11 protein-coding genes and 3 pseudogenes are annotated in these 25,252 nt (G+C 69.3%); 10 read left to right on the top strand and 4 right to left on the bottom strand.

What is annotated here, in order from left to right; translation table 11 throughout:
- Positions 1 to 277 precede the first annotated feature (277 nt).
- The 3 genes from IF09_RS0130160 to IF09_RS0130150 are packed head-to-tail and all read left to right on the top strand — an operon-like array spanning position 278 to position 8,620.
- Complete coding sequence (locus tag IF09_RS0130160) at positions 278 to 2,296, top strand: hypothetical protein (protein WP_030301074.1); 2,019 nt, start codon at positions 278 to 280, stop codon at positions 2,294 to 2,296.
- Positions 2,289 to 3,245, top strand: coding sequence for a hypothetical protein (locus IF09_RS0130155; RefSeq protein WP_030301073.1), 957 nt, complete (start codon positions 2,289 to 2,291; stop codon positions 3,243 to 3,245). Before IF09_RS0130160 ends, IF09_RS0130155 begins: the two co-directional genes overlap by 8 nt.
- Positions 3,242 to 8,620 (top strand): DEAD/DEAH box helicase, encoded by a 5,379-nt coding sequence (locus IF09_RS0130150; RefSeq protein WP_051833104.1) that lies wholly within the window; start codon positions 3,242 to 3,244, stop codon positions 8,618 to 8,620. The genes IF09_RS0130155 and IF09_RS0130150 overlap by 4 nt, the downstream gene beginning before the upstream one ends.
- A gap of 73 nt (positions 8,621 to 8,693) precedes the next feature.
- On the opposite strand, the pseudogene IF09_RS40795 reads toward IF09_RS0130150, so the two are convergent.
- The 3 genes and pseudogenes from IF09_RS40795 to IF09_RS43640 all read right to left on the bottom strand — a co-directional run.
- A pseudogene (locus IF09_RS40795) lies at positions 8,694 to 9,826 on the bottom strand (RNA-guided endonuclease InsQ/TnpB family protein).
- A gap of 320 nt (positions 9,827 to 10,146) precedes the next feature.
- Positions 10,147 to 10,557, bottom strand: coding sequence for a hypothetical protein (locus IF09_RS0130140; protein ID WP_158710080.1), 411 nt, complete (start codon positions 10,555 to 10,557; stop codon positions 10,147 to 10,149).
- 359 nt (positions 10,558 to 10,916) lie between these two features.
- Positions 10,917 to 11,195 (bottom strand): annotated as a pseudogene (locus IF09_RS43640) (RHS repeat-associated core domain-containing protein); the annotation flags it as partial.
- Positions 11,196 to 11,556: 361 nt separating this feature from the next.
- Here IF09_RS43640 and IF09_RS40790 point away from each other — a divergent pair.
- Entirely contained in the window at positions 11,557 to 14,688 is a 3,132-nt protein-coding gene (locus tag IF09_RS40790) for an ATP-binding protein (RefSeq protein WP_037636355.1), read from the top strand.
- A 400-nt stretch (positions 14,689 to 15,088) separates the two neighbouring features.
- Here the strand turns inward: IF09_RS40790 and IF09_RS0130125 are convergent, their stop codons facing one another.
- A complete protein-coding gene (locus tag IF09_RS0130125; RefSeq protein WP_158710079.1) occupies positions 15,089 to 15,634 on the bottom strand; it encodes a hypothetical protein in 546 nt (181 codons plus the stop codon).
- A gap of 370 nt (positions 15,635 to 16,004) precedes the next feature.
- Here IF09_RS0130125 and IF09_RS43635 point away from each other — a divergent pair.
- The 6 genes and pseudogenes from IF09_RS43635 to IF09_RS0130085 all read left to right on the top strand — a co-directional run.
- Positions 16,005 to 16,334: pseudogene (locus IF09_RS43635) on the top strand (transposase); the annotation flags it as partial.
- Positions 16,335 to 16,685: 351 nt separating this feature from the next.
- Positions 16,686 to 17,165, top strand: coding sequence for a lamin tail domain-containing protein (locus tag IF09_RS0130115; protein ID WP_030301062.1), 480 nt, complete (start codon positions 16,686 to 16,688; stop codon positions 17,163 to 17,165).
- A 1,797-nt stretch (positions 17,166 to 18,962) separates the two neighbouring features.
- Positions 18,963 to 19,394 carry an SseB family protein gene (locus IF09_RS0130100; protein WP_030301057.1) on the top strand — a complete coding sequence of 144 codons (432 nt, stop codon included), beginning with the start codon at positions 18,963 to 18,965 and terminating at the stop codon, positions 19,392 to 19,394.
- Positions 19,394 to 19,957 carry a hypothetical protein gene (locus IF09_RS0130095; RefSeq protein WP_030300979.1) on the top strand — a complete coding sequence of 188 codons (564 nt, stop codon included), beginning with the start codon at positions 19,394 to 19,396 and terminating at the stop codon, positions 19,955 to 19,957. The genes IF09_RS0130100 and IF09_RS0130095 overlap by 1 nt, the downstream gene beginning before the upstream one ends.
- Positions 19,957 to 24,576, top strand: coding sequence for a putative T7SS-secreted protein (locus IF09_RS0130090; protein ID WP_051833101.1), 4,620 nt, complete (start codon positions 19,957 to 19,959; stop codon positions 24,574 to 24,576). Before IF09_RS0130095 ends, IF09_RS0130090 begins: the two co-directional genes overlap by 1 nt.
- On the top strand, positions 24,573 to 25,076 hold the full coding sequence (locus tag IF09_RS0130085) for a hypothetical protein (protein ID WP_030300975.1): 504 nt from the start codon (positions 24,573 to 24,575) through the stop codon (positions 25,074 to 25,076). Before IF09_RS0130090 ends, IF09_RS0130085 begins: the two co-directional genes overlap by 4 nt.
- Positions 25,077 to 25,252 lie beyond the last annotated feature (176 nt).

Below are 25,252 nucleotides of genomic sequence, written 5' to 3'. Positions count from 1 at the left end.
TGCAGGGCCACAGAAATTCTCTCATTGTCCGTCAGCACGACTGAATCTGCAGGCATTTGAACAATCACATAAGCAGCTGACTGCATCTCGTGGCGAGAAACCCGGTAACTATGAACAGAAGACTGCGAGGTGATAAATCTGTGGCGTGCTGTCTGCTCATCAGCACGGTTTCGTGAGGTGGGGGGCTTTTCATGCACGTGCGCGCGGTTGTTGTGCTGCCTGCGCAAAGTCGGGCCGCAGGTACAGCCCGCGCCTGCCGCCGCCGCGGAGCGCGACGATGACGATCGCACCGCCCCCTGGGAAGCCGAACAGCTACTGGGCGGGATTCGAATGGTGGCAGGACCGCCTGGCCAGTGCCTTCTTCGGCGAGGACCGCAGGGATACCCCGGTCCTTTTCTTCATCGACCAGACAGAGCTGAAGACGCTTCAGGGCGGGGAAGCAGTCGAAGAACTCGGCCCCGCGGTCAGCTCCGTGCTCGCCTGGCACGAGAACCCGTATACGCCGGTCGCCGACCAGTGCCTGAGATGGAGGCGGGGCAGGCAGGAGGGCCCGCCGCCCTGCCTGCCGCTCCTCGCGGCGGCTGTCCTGGCGGCTGCCAACATGAAGCGGAGCGAACGGGGACCCGGAGCTCCCGCGTACTACGCGCGCCTGGCTGAAGTGCTCAGGCCCTCCTGGGGCGGCGACCGGCACCGCGGACGTCTTGAGAGCCACTACAGCGCCGTTGTTGACCAGTGGGGCTACCTGGACGAATGGCTCCGCGCACAGGCCGGGGCCCGCGGTCTCAGCACGATCAGGGAGAACGCCACCTATCGGAAGATCGGCTACGCCCAGTCCCAGGCACTGGTCAGGGCTTCCGATCACGCGGCCCTGATCCGGTTCTTCCAGGCATCCGGCCTGTCCCCCGGCCAGCCGGTGCCTGGCGCGCGACTGCTGGAGAAGCTCAAAGGCTGGAGCGTCGCCGATCCGAGGGGCCTGTCCCCGCGGCTTCTCGAGGCGCTCCGCTCCCAGTCCGAGAGCCATCTCCTGGAGCCCCTGCTTGCCTCGCTGCTCGAGGGCTGGGACGGAACCACCGCCCAAGACCGTATCGACGGCGGCCTGCTCCGGGTGCCCCTGCGCGTCGTACTCGAGGAGGACTTCACGGGGTGGGAGGTGCGCTGGCACGCGGAGGCGGTGCCCGGCGTGGACCGCGACTCCCTCCGGCACCCGGGCGGAACGCTGGAGCTTGCTTCGGGTGACGGGGACCGGGCGTACACACTCTCCGGGGTGGTACCCGGCGTGGCCCAGGCCCTGCGGGCCGGGCTCACCGCACGCGGGGCGAAGAGCGCCGTACGGATCGTCAGCGGCCGCGATGTCCTGGCACTGCGCGAGGACCCGGTCGCCGGGGGCTGGACGGAGACGGACGTGCTGACCGTCTTCGAGCCGTACGTGTTCCTGTTCACCCCCTCCGGCGAGAGCAAGGTCCGGAGGCTGCTGACGGATACCGGACACCGGTGGTACCGCCCTGGCACCGTCCCGATTCCAGGCTGGCAGGCCTCCCCGGAGCTGCAGTTCTCCGACGAGACGGCGCTCACCGACGCTCTGTCCCGATCCGGCCTCCAGAACATCCGCCACGTCCCGGGCCGGCGCCTGAGCCTGCGCAACGGACTGCGCGTGCACCAGGAATGGCACCACCGTTCTCTGTTCCTGCACGGCGGGGAGCCCGATGCGGCGGTCTCCCAGGAGTTCCGCGAGCCCGGACTGGTCACTCTGGACGGCCAGCAGCTGGCCGTCCCCGACGACGGCCTGGTGGTGCTGCGCGGCAGAGGCCTGGCCCCAGGCCGGCACGTGCTCGCCGTCGGCGGCACGGAATCCGAGTTCTACCTCGAGCCGGCAGCGGATCCCCAGGCAGGACCTCTGCCCGGTTCTCCTTGCGGTGCGCCCGCTGGCACCGCTGCCGTCCCGCTGGGCGCAGACGCGCGCTTCCTGACGGCGCAAGGACACTTCATCCCCGTCCGGCGGCCCCCGGAGCCCGCGTGGTGGAAGCAGCGCGCTCCCGCCCTGTGCGGCGGCGGGACAGCATCCGTACCGGTCCCGCCCGAGGCCGTGTGGCTGGTCTCCATTGACGAGACGAGGACAGACGTCGCCTTGCTGCGGCCGCAGGAACCGGACTTCGGGACCCTGAGCAGAGCAGCCAAGGACTTCTGGAGCAAGATCGTTCTCTTCAGTCTGGCAGGGGTTCCCCACGCCGCCTTGTGGAAGCGCTACCGGGAAGCGGCCTTGAGCCAGTTCCCGCAAGGGAGTTTCACGCGTGTTTGACCCTGACCTCTTCATCTCCTGGATGGCGGAGCAGGGCACCGGATCCCTTTCGGTGCTCATCCGTGACGCCTCGTGGGCCAGCGGCTGTGAGAGGCAGCCCGTCACCCGGTGGCTCAGCCGCATTGAGGCGCTCGGCGCCGCCACCGTCGACTGGCGCGGCGGCCGCTGGTATGCGAACCCCTGCCAGGTCACCGACCTGCCCGGGAACACCCAGACCGCTGTGCTCACCGGCGCCCGCCCCGGCGTCCCGGGCTTCTACACCAAGCGCGGGGCAGTGGCTGCGCCGCAGCATGAGCGCTCTGGGATACCGCTGCCGACGGCTCTGTGGCTCCAGTACACGGAGCGATCACGCCTCCACGAATTCGCCGCGGAGGTCAGCGCCGCGGTCGTGCCCTGCGCAGCCGAGTCCGCCGCCCGGTCCCTCAACGCCTTCGACCCCGGACCGGAGACAGCTCCGCCGGCATACGACAGCGCGGCTGAACTGCTCGATCCCCTCACTGGCCGGTTCCGCCCCGTGGGCCCCGTCGGCCGCCGCCCCGTACCAGGCCTGTACAAGTACAAGCAGTTCGGCCAGCTCGACCGGTACGCGCTCCTGCGTGAGCCTGCCCGCCAGACGGCACCCGGCCCCCGCACGCGCGTCCCTCCCCTGGAACCCACCTGGCACAGCGTCGACCGGAGGGCGGGCATCCACCACGCCCTCCGCCCCTCAGCGCTCCCCCTGCGCTGGAAGGCCGACCGCCCGGTTCCCGGCCAGGTGGGACGCAACGCCCTGGGACGCCTGACCGCCGACCGCAGGGCGCCCCTGCCACTGGCCCACGAACGCACAGCCGTCCTGTGCACAGGGCTCGCGAGCCTGCGCACGGCGGATACAGAGCACTACGACGGAGTCCCCTTCTTCGTTGCCGAGCGCATCGCCCACACCCTGCACCGCCGCCTGGAGACCGCATGAGCACGCCCTTGCCCGGCCTCGACGCCTTCGCCACGCACAAATCCCTGGTCGAGGCCTACCTGCGCTACTACGACACCGCCTTCCGCCTCCGCGACGACGCCCTCCAGGCCGAACGCCGGGCCCTGCTCGACCAGCCCGGCGGCGTCTACGCCGACCCCTTCGTCGAACTCCGGCCCGAGTACGCCCTTACCGGACACAGCATCGCCGAATCGGCCAAGGCAGCCAAGGCACCCGAAGAGCTGGCTGAGTTCGCCGAGCGCGGGCTCTTCGAGAAGGGCATGCAGCTCTACACCCACCAGGAACGGGCTCTGGCAAGCACGATGGCCCCCGGGCGCAACGCAGTGATCACCGCAGGCACCGGATCGGGGAAGACCGAGGCATTCCTCATCCCCATCCTGGCCGATCTGCTGCGCGAGTCACGGGACTGGAAGGGCGACCCCGCCGTACCCGGCCGGTGGTGGGAGCGCGCTTCTGCCGAATACCGCCCGCAGCGGGAGGGCGAGAGCGGGCATGCCCCCGCGGTCCGGGCGATGATCCTCTACCCGATGAACGCGCTCGTCGACGACCAGCTCGTCAGGCTCAGGCGCGCCCTGGACAGCGACCTGGTCCGCGCATGGCTCGACGAGCACCGCCAGGGACACCGCTTCTACTTCGGGCGCTTCACCGGCAGCACGCCTGTCACCGGCAGTCCGGACCAGCTCTTCGCCGTTGACGAGCTGCGGACCTACCTGAAAGCCACCGCCGCCCGAGGCGAGCGCGCCCGCCAAGCCGCCGAGGACAGCGGCAATGAGGACATCCGCTACTTCGCCCCCCGCCTGGACGGCGCGGAGATGCGCAGCCGGTGGGACATGTACCACGCGTCCCCCGACATCCTGATCACGAACTACTCCATGCTCAACGTGATGCTCCAGCGCAGCCGCGACGAGGACTTCTTCCGCAGCACCGCGCAGTGGCTGGACGCGTACGAGGACGCCCGGTTCACCCTGGTGCTGGACGAGCTGCACATGTACCGCGGCACGCAGGGCACCGAGACCGCATACCTGATCCGCAATCTCCTCCACCGGCTCGGCCTCAGCCAGCGCCCCGAGAAGCTCCGCATCCTCGCCGCATCCGCCTCGCTCGACGAGACGCGCGACACGGACAGGCGCTTCCTCCAGGAGTTCTTCGCCGCAGACGAGGGCTCCTTCCACTTCATCCCCGGAGAGGCCGCACCCCGCGCCCAGGGCCCCGAAAACATCTCCGGCGCGGCCGGCCGCCTGGCAGAGTACTCCCGCACGGAACCCGATCCGGCCGAGGCCGCCCAGCTGCTTGACACGACCCGCGCGGCAGACGCGCTGGCCAGCGCACTCGGCGCCGGATCCAGCGCACCCTCCGCCCCCTCGATGGCCGCCGCCTCCCTGGCCTGGAAGCTCTTCCCCGCCAGCAGCGCGCAGGAGGCCGGCCTGGCCCTGCACGGGACGGCAACCGCCATCCGCGCCGCGGCAGCCGCCGGAGCCAGCGGCCTGCCCCGGATCCGCATCCACCTCTTCTTCCGCAACGTCGCGGGCATGTGGGCCTGCACCGACCGCCGGTGCTCTGAAGTCCCCGATCACCTGCGGCACGCCGAACGGTCCGTGGGCAGGATCTACTCCGTCCCGCGCACCTCCTGCGACTGCGGCGCCCGCGTCCTGGAGCTGCTGTACTGCCAGTCCTGCGGTGAGGCGATGCTCGGCGGCTACGCCCCCCAGAACGCCACCGGAGGCAGTCTCTTCAAATCGGTCCTGCTCCCCGACAGCCCCGATCTCTCCCGGGTCCCCGACCAGGCGGGCAAGGACCGTACGGCGGCCAACTACGTCGTGTACTGGCCGTCCACGAAGCCCCAGCGCGCGGACGACGACGCCGAGTGGAGCGCCGACAAGGACAGCGCCACGTTCGCCTTCCGGCGCAGTGTCTACGATCCGGCCACCGGCCACCTGCACAACCGGGAATCCGGCTTTACCGGCTGGAGCTTCCACGTAACCACCCCCACGGACAAAAAGACCGGACAGAGCAGGCTCGCCCTCTCCTCCCTCCCGCCCTTCCCCACCCGCAGCCCCTGCTGCGGAGCCGACTGGGAGCGCGTCTACACCAAGGACCGCACGCGCCGGCCCATCACGGACCCCGTCCGGCTGACCTCACCCATCCGGACGATGAGGACCGGTTTCGAGAAAATCAACCAGGTCCTGTCGGACGAGCTGGCCGAGCAGTTCACCGACCCCGCTGAACGCAAGCTGATCGTTTTCACCGACAGCCGGCAGGATGCCGCGAAGCTCTCCGCGGGCATGGAACTGCGCCACTACCAAGACCTCGTCCGCCTCCTCGCCCTGGACGAACTCGGCCAGTCAGCCGCCGCTGCCGAGGACGTCGCCCACATCCGCGATACACAAGGAGCGCAGACCCCGGCCACTGCCGACGCGATCGCGCGCCTGCGTACGCGGAACAAGAATGATCTAGCCGAGCTGCGCATGGCGCTGATGGACGGCGAGGAAGCCGCCGCGGCCGCGGCGGCAGCACGGCTCTCCTCCCCGCCGACACTCGACTCCCTGGCCAAGGTGCACGTCAACACGCGGCTGCTCTCCCTGGGAGTCAACCCCGCCGGACCGAAGCCGAGTGTTCAAAGCGTCGGGAAGCGGCCGTGGCACGAGCTCTTCGACTGGGAACAGCAGCCCCCCGCGCTCCAAGCGAACACCTCAGAAGCGGCGCAGGCCGCCCTCAGCTCTGAGGACGGCCTCCTGGAGAACACCCTCGAATCCCTGTTCTCCGGCGCCGGCCGAGACATCGAGTCGCTCGGCCTGGGCTCGATTGCCACCGCTCCGGCCACACCCGACCATGACGGGCTCGGCCGCGCGAGCCTGCGGATCCTCGCTGAACTGCGCCGCTTCACCAGCCTCCGCGAAGGCAGGCCCAAGCCCCCGCCACGGCTCAGGGAATTCTGGGCCGCCGTCGCCGAGCACCAGGGCATCCACCCCGACGACGTACAGGCCCAGGCAGAAGCCGCCTGGGGCAGCGGCACCGTACACGAATACCTCATCGACCCGAGGAAGACGGCCGTACAGCCCTCTCCCGGCCACTCCTGGACATGCACCCACTGCGGGCGCCGACACCTCACACCGAGCGCGGGAACCTGCACGCGGTGCCGCAGCCAGCTCCCCGCCAAGCCGTCGCCCGACGCAAACCCCGAAGCGGGCGACTACTACGCCTGGAAGGCCTCCAGCAGCCGCGCCGCCTTCCGCTTGAACTGCGCCGAGCTGACGGGCCAGACCGACCGGCTCGACGCCCAGGCCCGCCAGGCCCGCTTCCAGCAGGTCTTCCTCAACGACCCGCCCGAGATTCCCCTCGTGCACGGAATCGACCTCCTGTCGGTCACCACCACGATGGAAGCCGGCGTGGACATCGGCCCGCTCTCCGCCGTCCTGATGGCCAACATGCCGCCGAGCCGCTTCAACTACCAGCAGCGGGTCGGACGTGCCGGCCGCCGGTCCTCTCCGGTAGCGGCCGCCCTCACGGTCTGCCGGGGCCGTAGCCACGACGAGCACTACTTCGCCAACCCGTCCGCCATCACCAACGACCCCACGCCCCCGCCCTACCTGACCCTCAAGCGTCCGGAGATCCTGAAACGGGCCATGGCCGCCGAAGTGCTGCGCCTCGCGTTCCGCGACCTCGACACCCATGGCGGATCAGGCAGCGTGCACGGCGAGTTCGGCAAGGCCCGGGACTGGGCTGCCGCCCTGCCCGACGTACGGAACTGGCTCGACCAGCAGAGCAGCGTTCTGGCCGCGACGGCACAGGCCCTCACCGCCTTCACCCCGTTCCAGTCCGCCGACTTCTTCGACCGCGAGTGGCGGGAGAAGCTGCTGGACAACATCACTGAGGTGGCAGCCAGGCCCACGGGCTCCGAGGAGCTCAGCGAGCGGCTCGCACACGCGGGCCTGCTGCCCATGTTCGGCTTCCCGACCCGCGTCAGGCAGCTCTACCTGGACGTCCCGCAGAAGAGGTTCCCCTGGCCGCCCGGCGGCACCATCGACCGGGACATCGCCATGTCCGTCTCCCAGTTCGCACCGGGCAGCGAGGTAGTCAAGGACGGCAAGGTCTACACCGTCACCGGCGTCACCGACTTCGAGCCCCTGCCCAGGGGCCCGAGGCCCGTGGCGGAACCACTCGAAAACGCCCGGACCGTGGGCCTGTGCCGCGTCTGCAACCACGTCGAGAAGACGCCGTCCGACAGCGAGAGCATCTGCCCGATGTGCCGGTCCGGCGAGTACGGCATCGTCGACCTGCGGGAGCCCGCCGGGTTCCGGGCGAGCGCGCCGCGCGACTTCGACGGGGTCTTCGCCTGGACCCCGAACACAGTCTCATCCCGGGCAGCCGCAGACCTCGCGGCCCTCGACTTCACCTCCTGGGAGAAGGCGGACGTCTACTCCGGACCAGGCGAGCGGTACATCGTCAACGACAACAACGGCGGCCTGTTCTCGCTGCGCCGCAACTCGGGTCCCTGGGGCGGATACCGCGTTCCCGGCCCGGGCGAGGACGATCAGCTGCAGGTGGCCCTGGGGGCCGTCCTGCCCACGGACTTCTTCTTCCTCGGCCCGGCAGCCGCCATCGACGAAGTCCACGGCTACCGGCTCAACGTCGTCCCCGCTGCCCCCGCCTTCGGAGGCGACATCAGCCACGGCAGGCGGGCCGCCTGGTACTCGCTCGCATTCCTCCTGCGCAGCGCGGCCGCCAACTTCCTCGATGTCGGCCGGCAGGAACTGCTCGCCGGAATCCACACGGGACCGCACCCCGCCGGCAACCCCGTCGCCTACGCCTTCCTGGCCGATGCCCTTGAGAACGGGGCGGGGTTCAGCACCCACCTCGGCAGCCCGGAGATCATCGCCCGCTTCATGCAGGCCGTCCACACGTACCTGGACGCACTGCGGCAGACCGATCACGCGGACATCTGCACCTCCTCGTGCCCCCGCTGCCTGCGCGACTACTCCAACATGGCCTACCACCCCCTGCTCGACTGGCGGCTCGCCGGCGACCTGCTGACCGTCCTCTCCGGCGGTCTCGCCAGCACCTCCACCGACCGCGCCTACCGGTCCCTGACCGGCCTCCAGAAGATGCTGAAGGACACCCTCCTCGACAGCGACCTGCCCGCACTGGTCTTCAGTTCAGGCGGCCTGCGCCATGCCGTGGTAGCGAAGCATCCACTCCACATGTGCGAAGAGAACCGGATCAGTGCCGACCTCCAGCCCGCCCTGGACGCCGCACTTGAGCACACCCAGGACGCAGGCCGGATCATCGTTGCCGACTGGTTCACCCTGGAGAAGAGCCCGATGCAGATCATCGAGCAGATCCGGGCACTGTCAACTTGACCCGGCCCTAAAGGGCCAGGCTTGGAGGTAGCGTCCAGCTGGCTGCTGGGTTGGCTCCTCCGTCCAGACACCCCTAGGGGGTGGCAGGGACGCGTGACTCACGCCCCGCAGTCCACACGGTCTCGCCCTTGCGGGCGATGTTGTGGGACGCGTTGTCGTCCGCGTGCAGGAGGGTCCCGCAGGACCGGCACACGAACGTCGCTTGATCGACCCGGTTCTTCAGGTCGATGTGGCTGCATTCGGAGCATTGCTGGCTGGTGTACGCCGGATCGACGTACACCAGCGGCACCCCGGCACGCTTCGCCTTGTACTCCACGAAGGCGGCGAACTGGTGGAAGCTCCACGAATGCAGAGATGCCCGCTGGTCCTTGCGGAGCCGTACCCGGCTGCGGATGCCCGTGAGGTCTTCCAGGGCTATCCCGTGGCCGGTGCGTTCAGCGGCGGTGACGATGGTCTTCGCGACGATGTGGTTGACGTGGGCGGTATGCCTGGCTTCCTTCCGGGAGCGCTTCTTCAGGAGACGCTTCGCGGACTTGGTGCTCTTGGCCTGGAGCGTGCGGCGGAGTTCGAGCTGCCGGGCCCGGTGCCGGTCCGGTTCAGGCCGCGTCCGGCAGCCCGGTAGCCGGTGGTGGTGGCGATGTTGACGACCCCGAGGTCCACGCCGACGTAACCGTCCGGCTCGTACACGTCCGGCTCGGGGATGTCACAGACGGCGACCAGGTAGAACACGCCATCGCGCTCGACGAGGTCGGACTCGCCCTTGCGGTGCTCGCGAAGCATCCTGAGCGCGTCCGGGGAGCACGCGAAGCGGACGTTCTTGAGACGCCCGGCCGTCGTCCAGATACTCACGGTCTGCTGGTCGTACTGCCAGGACAGGCACCTGTCATCGTACGGCTGTGCAACCTCGGGGCGGAACGTGACCGGCTTGGATTCCGCCTTGATCCGACGCCTGGAGCCGGGCCTGCCGAGGTTCCCGGCGCGGATGTTCGCCTTCAACGTGGTGTAGGCGTCGCGGGTCTTCTTGATCACGTGCTGGGCGGCCTGCGCTCCCAGTCCCCGCATCTTCAACTCTGCGTAGGTGTGCTTCCGCAGCTCGTACTCACGCGGTACGCCATGCTCGAACGCCACGCCGGATACCCAGCATGCGGCCTCGTTGACCGTACGCAGGGTGAAGCGTAACGCGGCGGCCTCGTCGGCCTCCGGCATCAGCTTCACCTGCCGCACGAGCTTCACGCCCGGGATTACCGAGGTTTTCGGCGTTGTGTCGGGGCTGACGGATGGTGATCGTCGCGGTATGCCGGTTGTACCCGGCACGGTCGAAGGAGCGGCGGGTGCCGTCCTCGCGGGGGTGAGGTTCCCCTGGATGCACACCGCTTCCAGGCGTCCCGAAGGCCCGCACTAGAGGCGCGCGGGCCTTCGGCACGGTCACGGCTGTGCGACACCATTTTTGCGTCTGGCGTACTGCGTCGCCGACGCCGCACAGCCATACCGCTTCAGGCCTTGCTAGCTGACACTCTTCCTCCGGCTCATCGCCAGTGGTTGGTGTCCACGATCTCGCCGGTCTCCACGTCGATGCGGCCTTGGAAATCGGGTGCATTGCGCGCGACCATGATCAGAAGGGGCCGCCCGTCCTGCGGGAAGGCGTCGTAGAAGCCGTGCATTTTGCTCGCGTCGTACAACAGGTCGCGCGGTGGGTGCAGCCTGAACCGCTCCGAGCCGTCGGCCCGGAAGACCACTGCGTTGTCCGACGGGGTGAAGGGTGCGAAGTCCAGCGCTTCCACCACCAGCACCAGTGTCTCTTCGTACTCACGCCACGCCACGACGGACCGCGGCGGAAGCTCGTACTGCTTCTCGACGTTCCCGGCGGGGCCGCTCCACCGGACCGTGGTGTCGCCTTGGGTCCAGGCAACCACGAGGCCGGGTTCTGCTTCTGTCACTTGGGGATCTCCGTGGGTGGGCCGACTGGGATCAGCCGGGATCGGTCCGATCGTTCCATGATCTCTATTTGAGTCCCGCCGCCGGGCAGAGGGCCCAGCTTCGGGTCCATCTGGGGTCCGATGATGCTCTCCTGGACGAGGATCGGGTCCCCCTCCGAGATGCGGTAGCGCTGCAGGAGCAGGTCGTCACCCTTCCAGTCGGTGCGGATGGCCATCTGATCGCGAACGAATTGCAGGTTGGGTACGTCATCAAAGGTTCCGAATCCGCCCGGCCTCGTCTGACCGACCGAGATCACCATGTTGAACTCCTCCCCCGGCTTGGCGAAGCGCGCGACGATCGTCGACCCCTCCAGGTGCGGGACGGTGTCACCGCGTTCGGAAGGCCCCAGGGCCTTCCGTTCCTCGCCCTTCTGCGGGCAGGGGCTGAGCCCCAGCGGGTCCGCCCACACGTGCGGGTTGCTGACATAGGCGACAGGGTTCGGGGAGGGAGCGAGGCCCAGCGGGTCGCCTGTCAGGTAGCGGGCGGTTTCCGGGTCGTAGGTGCGGAAGTAGTTGTGGTGGAAGCCGGTTTCCGGGTCGTGGTACTGGCCCGGGAAGCGCAGCGGGGTGTAGGCGGAGGCGTCCCGGTTCCAGCTCGTCGCCTGCGACTCCACCACGCGGTGCCGCACGGCCGGACCGGGCCGACTGCGGCCGGCGGCTCCGCGGCCGGATGAAGCCGACCGGCCGTGCGCTTCGAGTCCTCGACGTACAAGTACCGTCGGAAAGACGCCAAACCGGTCCGGCTCCCTTGGGCGGCATGGAGATCGCCGGTATGGTCCGGTTCCTGTTACCAACAGGTAGGACCATGGACATGGTCGCTCCGGCCGGCCTCCGCCCGAACGGCGTCGCGAGGAGCGGGGGTAGTGGCCGCCGAGGGGGGCGCCGTAGTGGTCGAGCAAGGGTGGCCGTGCTCGTTGCGGTCGCAGTGCAAGGTCGACGCCTTGCCGACGGTGGTGCTCATTGCAAGCGTTCGGTGAGGCTCTGCTGAAGTTCCGCCGTGCGGCGCACCTGACGCAGGAGGAGCTGGCCGAGGCGGCCGGTCTGACCGCACGGTCCATCAGGGACCTGGAGCGGGGCCGCCGCGATCGGCCCCAACGCCGCACCGTACAGATGCTGGTCGCTGCGTTGGGGCTGGAGGGTGCCGACGCCGGCGCCCTACTCACGGCCGGGCGCTCCGGCCCGCCTGCTCCGTCGGCCACCAGCGGTGAGGCGAGGAGGGCTGCTCTTGCCGAGCGGACCGACCAGTTGGCGGTGCTGGCGCACGCTGCGCGGGTGGCGCGTGCCGGTCAGGGCACAGTGGTGCTGGTGCGGGCGGACGCGGGCATGGGGAAGACCTCCCTGCTGAACGCCTGGGCGGCCGATGAGCAGGAGCACGGCCTAAGGGTGGTGCAGGCCAGTGGCGCAGAGCTGGAGCAGAACTTCGCCTTCTCGGTCGTCCGGCAGCTGGCCGAGCCGCTGTTGGCGGGCACCGATGACGCCGGGCGGGAACGACTGCTCTCAGGACCCGCCGAACCTGCGTCGCACGCCTTGCGCGTGGAGGGCACCGGTGGGGGAGAGGAAGGGCTGTCAGCGGAGTCGACGCTGAGCGTCCTGCACAGTTTGTACTGGCTCATGGTGCATGTCACCGACGACGGCCCGATCGCGCTGGTGATCGACGACGTTCACTGGGCGGACGGGCCTTCGGTGCGCTGGCTCGAGTATGTGGTGCGGCGGCTGCGCAGCCTGCCGTTGGTGGTGGTGCTGGCGGCACGTGCGGGCACCGGGGCAGAGGCCCAGCCGTTGCTGCAACGCATCGCCGCACAGCCGCACTGCCGGAAGATCGGGTTGCCTGCCCTCACCGCCGACAGTGTCGCGCCAATGGTGCGGACGGCTCTGGGGCACGACGCCGATCCGCAGTTCGTCTCCGCCTGCACGGCGGCGACGCAGGGAAACCCGCTGCTGCTACGCGAGTTGCTGCGTACCCTGGCCGACCACGCGGTCACCCCCCGCGCCGAACACGCGTCCCGGGTCGCAGAGTTCCAGGGTCAGATCCTGGCCGTAACCGTGGTGGAGCGGTTCAGCAGCCAGCCGGAGCCGGTCCGGCAACTGACCCGGGCTCTCGTGGTGCTCGAAGACGGGGTCGCCTGGCATATCGTGGCCGAACTCGCGGGTCTGGCCGAGGCGGAGGCTAAGGAGCAGGGCCGCAGCTTGCAGAGGATCGGCGTCCTGGCACCGGGTGACGTACCGCGGTTCGACCATCCCCTGATCCGCCGGGCGATCACCGACGCCGTGATGGGACCCGTCGAGCTAGCCACCGGACACGCGAGGGCAGCAGAGTTGCTCAAGCGCGAGGGGGCGGCGGGGGACAGGGTGGCCACCCATCTCCTGCTGGCGGAACCCAGCGGTGAGCAGTGGAGGGTGGACACACTACGGGAGGCGGCCCGCCTCACACGCAGCCGGGGAGCCCCGGCGACCACCGCCACCTACCTCCGCCGGGCGCTGCGGGAACCCATGACCGTCGCACAACAAGGCCCTCTGCTGCTAGAACTGGGCGCCGCCGAAGCACTGGTCGACGACACGGCGGCCATGCACCACCTGACGCAGGCTCTCTCGACGCTGACGGATCCCTACGCGCGGGCACAGGCCGCCCACCTGCTCGCCGGTGCCTTGTTCGTCGGCGGGCACGAGCACGCACGTGCCGTCGACGTGCTCGCGCGAGCCGTCGAAGAGCTGCACCAGGCGGATGACGGCACGGGGCTCGGCCGAGAGGTGTCGTGGTATCTGCAGGCGCAGATGTTGCTGATCGGCTACGAGGACATGTCCACACTGGCGGCGGCGCGCAAGCACGCCGAGCGGCTACGGGCATACGACCTGCCCGGTGCCACACCCGGAGAGTGCGCGGTCCTGGCGGCGCTGTCAGCCGCGGCCGTCACGGGGGAGGCAAGCGCCGCGGTCACCAACGACCTTCTCGACCGGGCACTGCGAGGCGGGATCGCCGTCAGGGACGGCGCCGAAATGCTCGTCAGTCTTGCCGGGATGGGGTTCGTGACCACTGACCGCCTTGACGACGCGGCGGCACGGTTCGCCCAGGTGGCAAGCCTGGGGGAGCGGTGGGGCTCCTTCCGGCTGGTTTCCGCGGCCATGATGTGGCAGTTGACCGTCCGCACCCGCCGTGGCCGCCAGGTCGGGCTCACTCCGGACTTCGGACATCCGGGTCAAGAGGCCGCCGGGGGGCTCGAACGCAGAGTCGGGCTCGGGATGACGGCTCTGGTGGGTGAATCGCTGATCGAGCGGTGTGAATGGGCCTTGGCCACCGAAGCGCTGGCCTCGGAAGCGGAAAGCGGACACGCGGGGTGGCTCTGGCAGGGGCCGACGCTTCTGGTGCGTAGCCGCCTTCTGGCGGAACGGGGAGAACACAGTGCCGCCCTCGCCGTCCTGCTGGACTACGGGGCTCAGGAGAGATACGCGCACGTGACGAATCTCGCCATGATGCCCTGGCGGTCGCAGGCCGCCACCTGCCTGCTGGCGCTCGGACGACAGCGGGAGGCGCGCGAGCTCGCCACCGAAGAAGTCGAGCTGGCTCACCGGTGGGGCACCGATCGAGCGATCGGGACGGCGCTGCGTTGCCTGGGCGTGGTGACGGGCGGGCGGGAAGGACTGGCTCTGCTGGAAGAAGCCGTAACCGCGCTGGAACGTTCACCGGCACGCTTGGAGCTGGCCCGTACGTGGTACGAACTGGGAGCCGGCCTGACGCGGATCGGCGAGAGCGATCGCGGACGCCGGGCACTGACCGAGGCACTGGAGCTGGCCGACACCTGTGGCAGTGTCCTTCTGGCCGGTCGGGTGCGACGGGCGTTGAGCGCAGTGGGGATCCGGCCCCGCCCTTCGCCCCCCGTAACTCCCGCCCTGTCGGTGACCGAGCACCAGATGCTGGAGATGGTGCGAAGCGGCCACAGCGACCGCAAGATCGCCCAATCGCTGCTGCTGACCGACCACGAGGCGACGGAGCTGCTGGCTCGTCTGCGCCGTACCTCGCGGGTGATCAGCCGCGTGGACACAACGGCCCCGGCGAAGGACAGGACCCTCGCGCCGACCAATGCGGCAGTCCCCTAGGCGTTCCGCGCCCTCTGAGGCCGGAACGCAGCGTGCCGTCCCACGCCGGCGGACGTTCCGAGCATCGGGCTCCCCCTTCGGCCTCGGCTGCGCTGACACGGTCTCGGGCTGCGCGTTCACGGGCCGAACGCTGCTCGTACCGCGGTCGAGGTACGCGTCCGCGCACAGCAAACCACCCAAGCCGTGTGTGCGCCAGGTTAGGTGCCCCGCAGGCCTGACCGAGCCCCGCCTTGCGGGAGAATGGGTGTGTCCGGGACCGATTGCGGCGGTCCCGGACGGCACCTTCACTTGCGGATCTTGTGCGGTCGGCGCGGCGCGGGTCTAGGGCGGAGGTGCTTTCCAGTCTAGGTCGTTTTCTCGGCGACGCCGGTCGCCGGCCTGTTCCCAGGTCGTGGGAGGGTCAGCTGGGGGTGACTTCGTTCCAGGTGAGTTCGCGCTGGTGGCCGTGGCGCCAGCCGCGAGTGCGGACGGGGTCGGTGCGGGGGTAGTCCCCGGCGGGGGCCTTGGCGTCGACGTTTTGTCCGCTGTCGTAGAAGGATTGCAGGGCCGCGGCGCCCCAGCCCTCCTGTCCTCCCCACGACCACAGCTCCTTGTTCGGGTTCTTGGAGGTGCCGTTGTTCTCCATCACGACAAGGCCCTCGTTACCGTCGGTGTAGGCCATCACCTGATTCTTGCCCAGGTTGTACAGGGTGAACTGGGTGTTTGGGCCGAACTGCAGCCACTGGCAGTACGTGTTGCCCGTGGCCGCGCTGGTGGGTGCCATGTACACGAACTCGGTGTTCGGGCTGGCGCACAACACGTAGCCGGAGAATGCGCCGCTGGAGATCCACTGCGGCCCCGAGGCCGCCGTGGCCGGAGCGCCGGACAGGGCGGTCATGCAGACCGCGGCGATACCGGCCGCTGTGAGGGCTCCGAGTCGGCGCGGACCACGCTGTGAAAATTTCATGCAGAACACTCCTTTTTGGCCACCGGTTCAATGAAGGCGACACTTTGAGCCGTCGATGCTTGACGCCCACGAATGTCTCCACTTCCAGGAGGGCCTTGGCTGGGCCCGCCCGGCTGTACCGATGATCGGTACAGCCGGGCACAGACACCAGGAAGAAGAACAGGAGGGACTGCCGGAAGAATTACCGGACACTTCCTAAGCCGCGGAGGGGGCTGTGCGCGACATCTGGAGGCGTACGAGCGGCGTTCAGGGGTGCTTATGAAGCTGCTAGCGGACCGGCTAGGGTCCGTCTTCGAAGATCATCGGGCCGTGGATCACGGTGGGGTGATACGCCACCATGAACTCACCGATCAAGAGTGGGAGTTGCTCGGACAAGGCATACAGTTCTCGCGGCTTCCGCAGCTACCTGCGGCAACGCGGCATCGCGCACACGATCCCCGAAAAGGTCGACCAGCAGCGGCACCGGCACCATCGCGGGAGCCGCGGTGGCCGGCCACCAGGCTTCAACCGGGAGATCTACCGCCGACGCAACCTCGTCGAACGCTGCTTCAACCAGCTCAAGGGCTTCCGCGGCATCGCCACCCGGTACGACAAGACCGCCACTTCCTACGAAGCAGCGGTCACACCGCGTCACTCCTGTCTGGGCAAGATCAGTTTGAAGACGGACCCTAGTCCCGCACAACAGAGCGGAGAAGCGTAACTGTGTGCGAGGAAATGGCAGAAGTGCCTGTTACGGAAGCCGGAACCCATTCGGCGCACAGCACACGACACGGCGTGAATGAACTGCTTATGTGGCCTAAACCCTCTCACTTCGGCAACGCAACGACTGCCCCCGAACTTCGCTCTATTCACGTCAACTGGACTTTGACGGCTGCCCCTTGCAGGAGAGAGTTACGGACATGTCCGCATTGAGAAACAGACATCCCAAGTTGTGGCAGTCAGCGGTGGTGCGGGCCAAAGTGTGGCTCCCCGGCAATACACCGGGACCCGCACGGAGCCCGCCCAGCTTGGACAACGCCGGGCTGGGCTGACTGTTCAAGGAGCCATCTGCATGTCTGCTTCTCTCTCCACCCGCCGTCTCCTCGCCACGGTCCTGGCCGCCGGCGCCCTGGTCGGCGCGGCCAGTATCCCGGCCGCCGCCCACGACGACGACAGGCCCGGCCACCGCGGCCCGCACTCCTCGATCGTCATCGGCGATGTCCAGCACGACAGCCGCGGCCGCGACAACCGCACCCTGAACCGCGAATGGGTCGAGGTGAAGAACACCGGCCGCAATGCCGTCAACCTGCACGGCTTCACCCTCACCGACCAGCAGGGCAACCGCTACCGCTTCAACCACCTCCGCCTGGACGGCCGCTCCAGCGTCAAGGTCCACACCGGCAACGGACGCAACACCCACCGCGACGTCTACCAGGACCGCCGCCACCAGATCTGGGACGAGCGCGACACCGCCACCCTCCGCGACGACCGCGGAAACGTCATCGACACCGAGACCTGGGGCCGCGGACACCACGACTACCACCGCCGCTAACCCGGGTCGGCAGCCACACCATCGGGGACCGTGAACTGCCAACTACCGGCGCCGCGTGCCGCGGCAACCAGCCGCGGCACGCCACCCCCCACCCCTGGGCGCATGACCGCCCGACGCCATCAGGCCTGCACCGCACCTCTGCCGCACACACCGTGGACCCTTTCGAGACACGTGCGGGTGACGCGATTCGGCTTGAGAGCGCACAAACTCACCCAGGCCCGCCCCAACCCCAGGCGGCGCCTCCAGCACTTCGGAAAAGCAGCGGCACACCCGACCTCAGGAGGATCATGTGGAGCCCTGGCAGTGTTCCCCGTCAGCGGTCACGGTCCCTCAGCTGACCCTCGACCCCTACCGCTCCCCCGGCGCTGACTCCGTGCAGCCCATTCCCTGCGACGTCCCACCACAGAAACCAGGCGAAGAAGACAGACCACCCTCCGACCACGAGGAGAATCCGCGCGCACACCCGCAGCCACCCGACCCACGCCGCGCCCGGGCCCTGAAGCCCTGGGACCGACGGCGCCTGGACCTCCACGCGGCGCTGACCACCGTCGGCATTCCCCCACTCCCCGGCGACCTGGAAGCCCTCCGCCTCCTGTCCCCACTCGACGACACGACCAACGCAGCCCTCGTTCGGTGGATCACCGCCAGCCGCTGAACCAAAATGCGGCATCCGGGCTACCTGATCGCGGGAGAACAGATTCTCCGCGCGAGCAAAGGCGCACCTCTCCACGTACGGAACACCTCCGCACGCGCGGAGAAGACGATCTCAGGGACTGAAGGGACTCAGAATCACTAGGAACCCTGGAAGCGGGTGCCGGTGGGGAAACTGTTGAGCTTGCAGGCCACCCCCGCCTCTGCGTCCGCCCCGCCGCTGCTGTGCGATTAGGCGGAGCCTGCGCCCGACTCGGCGTCGGATCCTTCTCGAGCGGTCTTGCTCCCGGTGCCTGCGCTGTTGGTGGCGGTTTCCTTGCCGGCTTTCTCCCTGCCGATGGGCAGCCTTCGCCTCGGCTTCGCGGGCTTCCTTGGCCGCTTTCTTGGCCCGGGACATCACCTCAGCCGCGCGGGAATCTCCGCGTTCGGCGTCGTGGATGGCGTCGCAGACCTTGTTGACTTCCTTGTAGATCTTGAAGGCCTTGATGCCGACCTTGATGGCCTTGGCGAGCTTGCGTCGGCCAGCTCGGCCGGGTTCAAGGGTCCTCGAGGAAGAACCTGTGCCCTATCGCGCCAGAGGCGCGGTCGCCGGCTGGCGCAGCGATGGGAGCGTGCGCCCGCTCCCGCACTCCCGCCCACATCGAGTCATCCATGAGCCGAACCGATGCGACGAGCGTGGCCGATGTGACTGTGCGCCGTAGTCGGCCGCTGAGCACGTCGGCAACCAATCGCCTACGCCGCCTTCAGGGGGGCGGCCGCCACGCCTGGAGCCGCTGCCGGAGCGGCGGGGGGCTCACGCCACCACGGACACCGGTTGCCGGCGCCACGGCCTGAGCAGGACGACGGTCAGCGCGGCGACCGCGCTCAGGCACAGGAACACCGGCCGGATACCGACCACCGATGCCATCAGCCCTCCGAATGTCGCGGCGAGGGGGCGCGGACCCGATCGCGACGAACTGGAACGCGGAATTGACGCGGCCGAGGGCCGCCGCAAGCCCGACCGATCCGGCGGAGCGTACGGCTGCTTGGTTCGAGGCAATCTCGTCGGTCGGGGTCGGCGTGGGGCTGTCCGGCCAACCGAGCGAGACCGGCACACGAGGTACGGTTTCTATCGGGCGCTGAGCGGCACACGGGGGGATGAGGGCCATGGAACTGACAGAGGAAATAGCTGCCATCCGGGACGGCAGCGGTGATCCGGCGCGGCTGGTCGGCGAGTTCCGCCGCGCCGCGCTGCTCGTACCGCTGACCCTCCCGGCCGACGAGTCTGGCGAGTCCGGCGGCATCGCCCACAGTGGCCTGATGTCAGCCGTCCAGGGTGGGATCCGCTGGTTCTACGCCTTCACGGACGAGGCGGCGCTGGCCCGGTTCGCGCGGGCGCGCGGCGCCGGCGACCGGGAGTGGGAGTACGTCGCGATCCTGGGCGCCCGACTCGTGGACGCGGTGGTCCCGATGGTCGGCGGTCCGGCGGGGGTCGCCGTGAACGTGGCCGACGAGGACGGGTCCATGTTCTTCCCTCCGGTCAAGGGGATCGTCCCCGACGCGTACGCCGTCGACCTCGATGCCGATGAGGTGGCCTGATGGCGGGCGACGGGGACCTCGAGGTCTCTCCCGCAGCCGTCAAGAACATCCGGGACGGCCTGCGTGCGGCCATCTCCGAGCTGCGCGAGTCCTCCGACGCGGCGGGCGCCTCGCAGGGCGAGGGTCTCAGTGACCTCTCCATGACGGGGATGGAGGCCGGACACGCCGGCCTGGCCACCGACTTCGAGGGCTTCTGCGAGCGCTGGGAGTGGGGCGTGCGCGCTCTGATCCAGGACGCCTCCACGCTCGCCGGGAACCTGGGCATCGCCGCGGGCACGGTGTGGGAGGAGGAGCAGTACATCCACGGCGCGTTCAAGGTGGCCGTCAACGCCGGCTACGGGAACCCGCACGCAACCGAGGACGAGATCGAGCAGAAGAGCTGGGGGGACATCTTCAGCGCGGACGTCTACAAGCCGGACTACAGCCAGGAGTCCTTCGAGAAGGGCGCCGAGGACATCAAGAAGACCTGGTCCGACACGAAGGACACGGTGACCTCGACGGGGAAGATCGGATCCCTGAAGGACCTGCTGGAGCAGACGAAGGGCAACGGGGGCGGGAACTGATGGGCTGGCGGGACTTCATACCGGACTCGATCGAGGACAAGGCCGAGCACGCGGTCGAGAAGGTCGGCGACGCCGTCGAGTGGGCCGGTGACAAGACGGCCGACCTGGCAGAGGAGGTCGGACTCGACGACGCCGGCGACTGGATCCGCGACAAGAGCCGCTCCGCCGCCAACGTGCTCGGCGCGGACGTCGCCGAGATGGAACTCGGCCAGACCGACGACCCGAAGAAGCTGGTCTACGGCAGCGTTTCCAAGATCCGCGCCCAGGTTTCGCACCTGAACGACTTCAAGGCCTCCTTCGAGCAGGTCGGCAACGGTCTCAAGGGCATCGGGGAGCCCGACGGCCTCAAGGGCAAGGCCGCGGACGCCTTCCAGAAGGCGGTGGCCAAGGAGCCGCCCCGCTGGTTCAAGGCGGCCGAGGCGTTCGGGAAGGCCGCCGAGGCGATGGGGCGCTTCGCCGAGACCGTCGAATGGGCCCAGGGCCAGGCCAAGGAGGCCTTGGCGGAGTACGAACACGCCCAGAAGGTCTCCACCGACGCCCGAAACGCGCACAACAAGCAAGTCAACGTCTACAAGGACGCGGTGAAGGAGAAGAAGGACCCCCTGCCGCCGAGGCCGGTCGACGCCAAGGACTTCGTCGACCCCGGCAAAGCCCTGGCCAACGCCGCTCAGGACAAGCTCGACAGCGCCCGCAAGCAGCGCAACGAGGTCGCCGAGACCACCCGTACGGCCGTCCGCGCGGCCCGCGACGCAGCCCCGCCCAAGCCCTCGTACGCCCAACAGCTCGGCGACGGCCTGGACTACCTGGAACTCGCCAAGACCCACCTGGCCGGCGGCGTCGTCAAGGGCACGGCCGGCATCCTCACCTTCGCCCGCGGCCTCAACCCGATGGACCCGTACAACCTCACACACCCCGCGGAATACCTGACGCACCTCAACTCGACGGCCGCGGGCCTGGTCACCGCAGTCAACGATCCCTGGGGCGCGGGCAAGCAGATGCTCGACGAGTTCATGAAGGACCCCTCCGAGGGCATCGGCAAGATGCTCCCCGAACTCGTCGGCTCCAAGGGCCTCGGCTCCCTCAAGAAAGTGGGCTCGATCGCCAAGCACCTCGACGACGTGCCGACCGGCAAGGGGCGCGGCGCCCACGGCGGCGACCCCGAGGGCACGGGTCGGTCGCCCAAGGAGGTCGTGTGCGACGGAGACCCCGTCGACATGGCCACCGGCCGGATGGTCCTGCCGCAGACCGACATCGCGCTTCCGGGATCCTTCCCCTTGGTGTTCACGCGGACCTTCGAGTCGTCCTACCGGGCCGGCATGTGGTTCGGGCCGTCCTGGTCGTCGACCATCGACCAGCGGCTGGAAATCGATTCCGAAGGCGTCGTCCTCATCTGCGAGGACGGCAGCCTGCTGGCGTACCCGCACCCGGCCCCGGGCGTACCCGTACTGCCGACGCACGGGCGCCGCCGCTGGGCCCTGGACCGCGACCGCGGCACGTACACGCTCACCGACCCCGAGACCGGCCACGTCCGGCACTTCACCGAGCACCCCGACGGCGAGCTGGCGCTCCTCACGCAGATCGACGACCGCAACGGCCGGTGGATCGCGTTCGAGTACGACGCGAGCGGCGCACCGCGGGCCGTCGTCCACCACGGCGGCCAGCACCTGAAGATCACCACTGCCGACGGGCGCGTCACCGCCCTGCACCTCGCCGCGGCCGCGCAGGACGGCACCGACCAGGAGATCCTCCGGTACGGCTACACCGACGGCCACCTCACCGACGTCACCAACTCCTGCGGCCGCCCCCTGCGCTTCGGATACGACGTCCACGGACGGATCACCTCGTGGACGGACACCAACGGCGGCCGGTTCGACTACGTCTACGACGAACGCCACCGCTGCACCGCCCAAGCCGGCGGCAACGGCCACATGGCGGCGCGGTTCACCTGGGACGACACCGACCCGGAAACCGGCCTGCGCCTGACGTCCATCACCGACGGGCTGGGGAACACAACCCGTTACCTCGTGAACGACCGGGTCCAGGTCGTCGGGCAGATCGACCCGACCGGGGCGGTCACCCGGTCCACATACGACCGCCACCACCGGCTGCTCTCCCAGACCGACCCCCTCGGCCACCTCACGCTCTCCGAGTACGACGACGAGGGGCGGCTCACCGGGGTCGTGCGCCCGGACGGGCGGCGGGTGCGGGCGGAGCACAACGAACTCGGCCTGCCCGTCCGACTCACCCACGCCGACGGCACCGTCGTCCGCCAGGCCTACGACGAGCGTGGCAACCGCACCTCGTACACGGACGCCATCGGAGCGACCACCCGCTACGCCTACGACGAAGCGGGACACCTCACCTCGGTGACCGACGCGCTCGGCGCGACCACGAGCGTTCGCTGCAACGCGGCCGGCCTGCCCATGGAGGTCACCGACCCGCTGGGCGCCGTCACGCGCTACGAACGCGACGCGTTCGGCAGGCCGACAACCATCACCGACCCGTTGGGAGCGGTCACCCGATTCGAGTGGACTGTCGAGAGCCTGCTCGCGGCGTGCACCGAGCCGGACGGCGCACGCCAGACGTGGACGTACGACGGCGAGGGCAACTGCCGCACGCACACCGATGCCCTGGGCCAGAGCACCGAGTACGAGTACACGGACTTCGACCTGCTGGTGGCCCGGACCGACTCGGACGGATCGCGGTACGAGTTCCGGCACAACGTCAACCTGCAGCTCACGGGCGTCACCAACCCTCAGGGCCTGACGTGGGAGTACGAGTACGACGCCGCGGGCCGGACCATGTCCGAGACCGACTTCGACGACCGCTCGCTGCGCTACCGGTACGACACGGCCGGACGGCTGACCGAGCGGGTGAACGGGCTCGGGCAGACCACCCGCTTCGAACGCAACGCGCTCGGCCAGGTCCTCCGGAAGGACAGCGAGGGCTCCGTCACCACCTACGAATACGACGTCTTCGACGAACTCGCGGTGGCGGTGAACGCGGACGTCACCCTGGTACGCATGCGGGACCGCTACGGACGGCTGAAGTCCGAGACGGTGGACGGCCGCGAGCTGACCTACGACTACGACGCACTGGGCCGGCTCACGGGGCGGACCACCCCCAGCGGCGCCGTCACCACGCGAACCTACGACGCCGCCGGCCGCCCCGCCGAACTCAGCTCCTGCGGCCGTACGCTCGCCTTCGAGCGCGACGCGGCCGGCCGGGAACTCGTCCGGCGGCTCGGCGGGACGGTGGCCCTCGCCCAGCGCTTCGACGCGGGCGGACGCCTCGCCGAACAGCAGATATCGGGGCGCAGCCGCACCCTCCAGCGTCGGGCGTACTCCTACCGCGCGGACGGGCATCTGGCCGCCGTCGAGGACCAGCTCTCCGGGACGCGCCGCTTCGACCTCGACGCGATGGGCCGCGTCACCGCCGTGCACGCCGCCGGCTGGTCGGAGACGTACGCGTACGACGCGGCGGGCAACCAGACCGCCGCGGCCTGGCCCACGAGCCACCCCGGCCATGAGGCGACCGGCCCGCGGGCGTTCGAGGGCACCCGCATCACGCGGGCCGGCGACGTCCGCTACGAGCACGACGTTCAGGGCCGCACCGTCCTGCGACAGAAGACGCGGCTGTCGCGCAAGCCGGACACCTGGCACTACACCTGGGACTCGGAGGACCGGCTCACCTCCACCGTGACGCCGGACGGCACGGTGTGGCGCTACCGCTACGACCCGCTCGGCCGCCGTGCCTCCAAGCAGCGGCTCGCCGACGACGGCCGCAGCGTCCTCGAGGAAACCCTCTTCACCTGGGACGGCGCCACGCTGTGCGAACAGGTCAGCCGGGGCGGCGCCCTGCCGCTGCCCGTCGCACTTACCTGGGACCACCTGGGGCTGCGGCCGGTCGCGCAGACCGAGCGCAGGATCGGCGTCGACACGCCGCAGGATGCCGTGGACGACCGGTTCTACGCGATGGTGACCGACCTCGTCGGTGCACCCACCGAACTCGTCGACGAGTCCGGCGACCTCGCCTGGCGGACCCGCAGCACGCTCTGGGGTACGACGACGTGGGCGAGCGGGAGCACGGCGTACACGCCCCTGCGCTTCCCCGGCCAGTACTTCGACCCCGAAACCGGCCTCCACTACAACCTCCACCGGCACTACGACCCCGAGACGGCCCGCTACCTCAGCAACGACCCGCTCGGCCTCGACCCCGCCCCCAATCCGGCGACGTACGTGCACAACCCGCACACCTGGTCCGACCCCCTCGGCCTGAAGCCCTGCAAGATCCGGGTGTCCCCGGTCGCCTCCGACTGGGCGACGAAGGGCGCGCACATCCACATCCCGCTCAAGAAGGGGGAGCACGAGGTCAGCATCACCGTGGACAAGGACGGCAACATCCAGGGCGCCCCCATTCGACTGGAGGACGGCTGGGCCTCGGACAAGAGCGTCCGGCAGGCCGTGGACGCGGTGAACAACGACCCCAAGCTGCGCGCAGACCTCCTGGCCAAGGCGAAGTCGGCCAAGGAACACATGGACACCCACAACTGGGGCAACTCGCAGAACCGCTCCGCGGAGATGCAGGCCCTGATCGACAAACTGGAGAACTGGCCGTGACCGGAATTGAATTCCTCGCCTCCTTCATCGCGACCGGGCGCCTGCACGGCATCGGCATCGGTTCCACCCTCGCCGAGGTCGACCGGGCCCTGCCGCACCGCCACGTCGATGTCGTCGGCGAGGGCGGTGTCTCGCTGCGCCGCGACTACGGGTTCGTCGAGTTCTACTTCAACCCCGGGCAGGAGTGGGTGATGTCCGGCGGCTCGATCGAGCTGCACCGCCTCGCGAACGCCCCCGAGCTGGCCGCCCGGTGGGCCGCGGGCACGGGCGTCGGGTTCGCACCGTACACCGCGTGGGCCGAGGTCGTGCAGACGCTCTCAGAGACCCCTCCGGTCCCGGAGTTCACCCTCAGCGACCAGGGAGGCTTCCTGGAGTACCGGGCGGAGAAGTCCTGCGTCTCCGTACTCGTCGTGGACGACGAGGAGGAGGAAAGGGGCTGTCACGCGGGCCACGGGGACGTGTGGAGCGTCAGCCTGTGGGCTCCAGTGCGAGCCAGCTGACCCATTGACCGGAGGGCGCGAGGTGGGTACCCGCGCCGCTCACCCCGTTGCCTCGGGCCGCAAAGCCACCCGGGGTACGGGCCCCCGCAAGAATCCAGTCAGGGCGATGCGAGAGCGTCTCCCCTCAAGTCGGCGTTCGCCAAGACCGCGACGAACAACCGCAGAATGCTGCTGGC

Origin of the sequence: Streptomyces katrae (assembly GCF_000717655.1) — a bacterium.
Classification (GTDB): domain Bacteria; phylum Actinomycetota; class Actinomycetes; order Streptomycetales; family Streptomycetaceae; genus Streptomyces; species Streptomyces katrae_B.
Note: the sequence above shows the minus strand (reverse complement) of the source record. Positions and strands in the feature narration are given on the sequence as shown.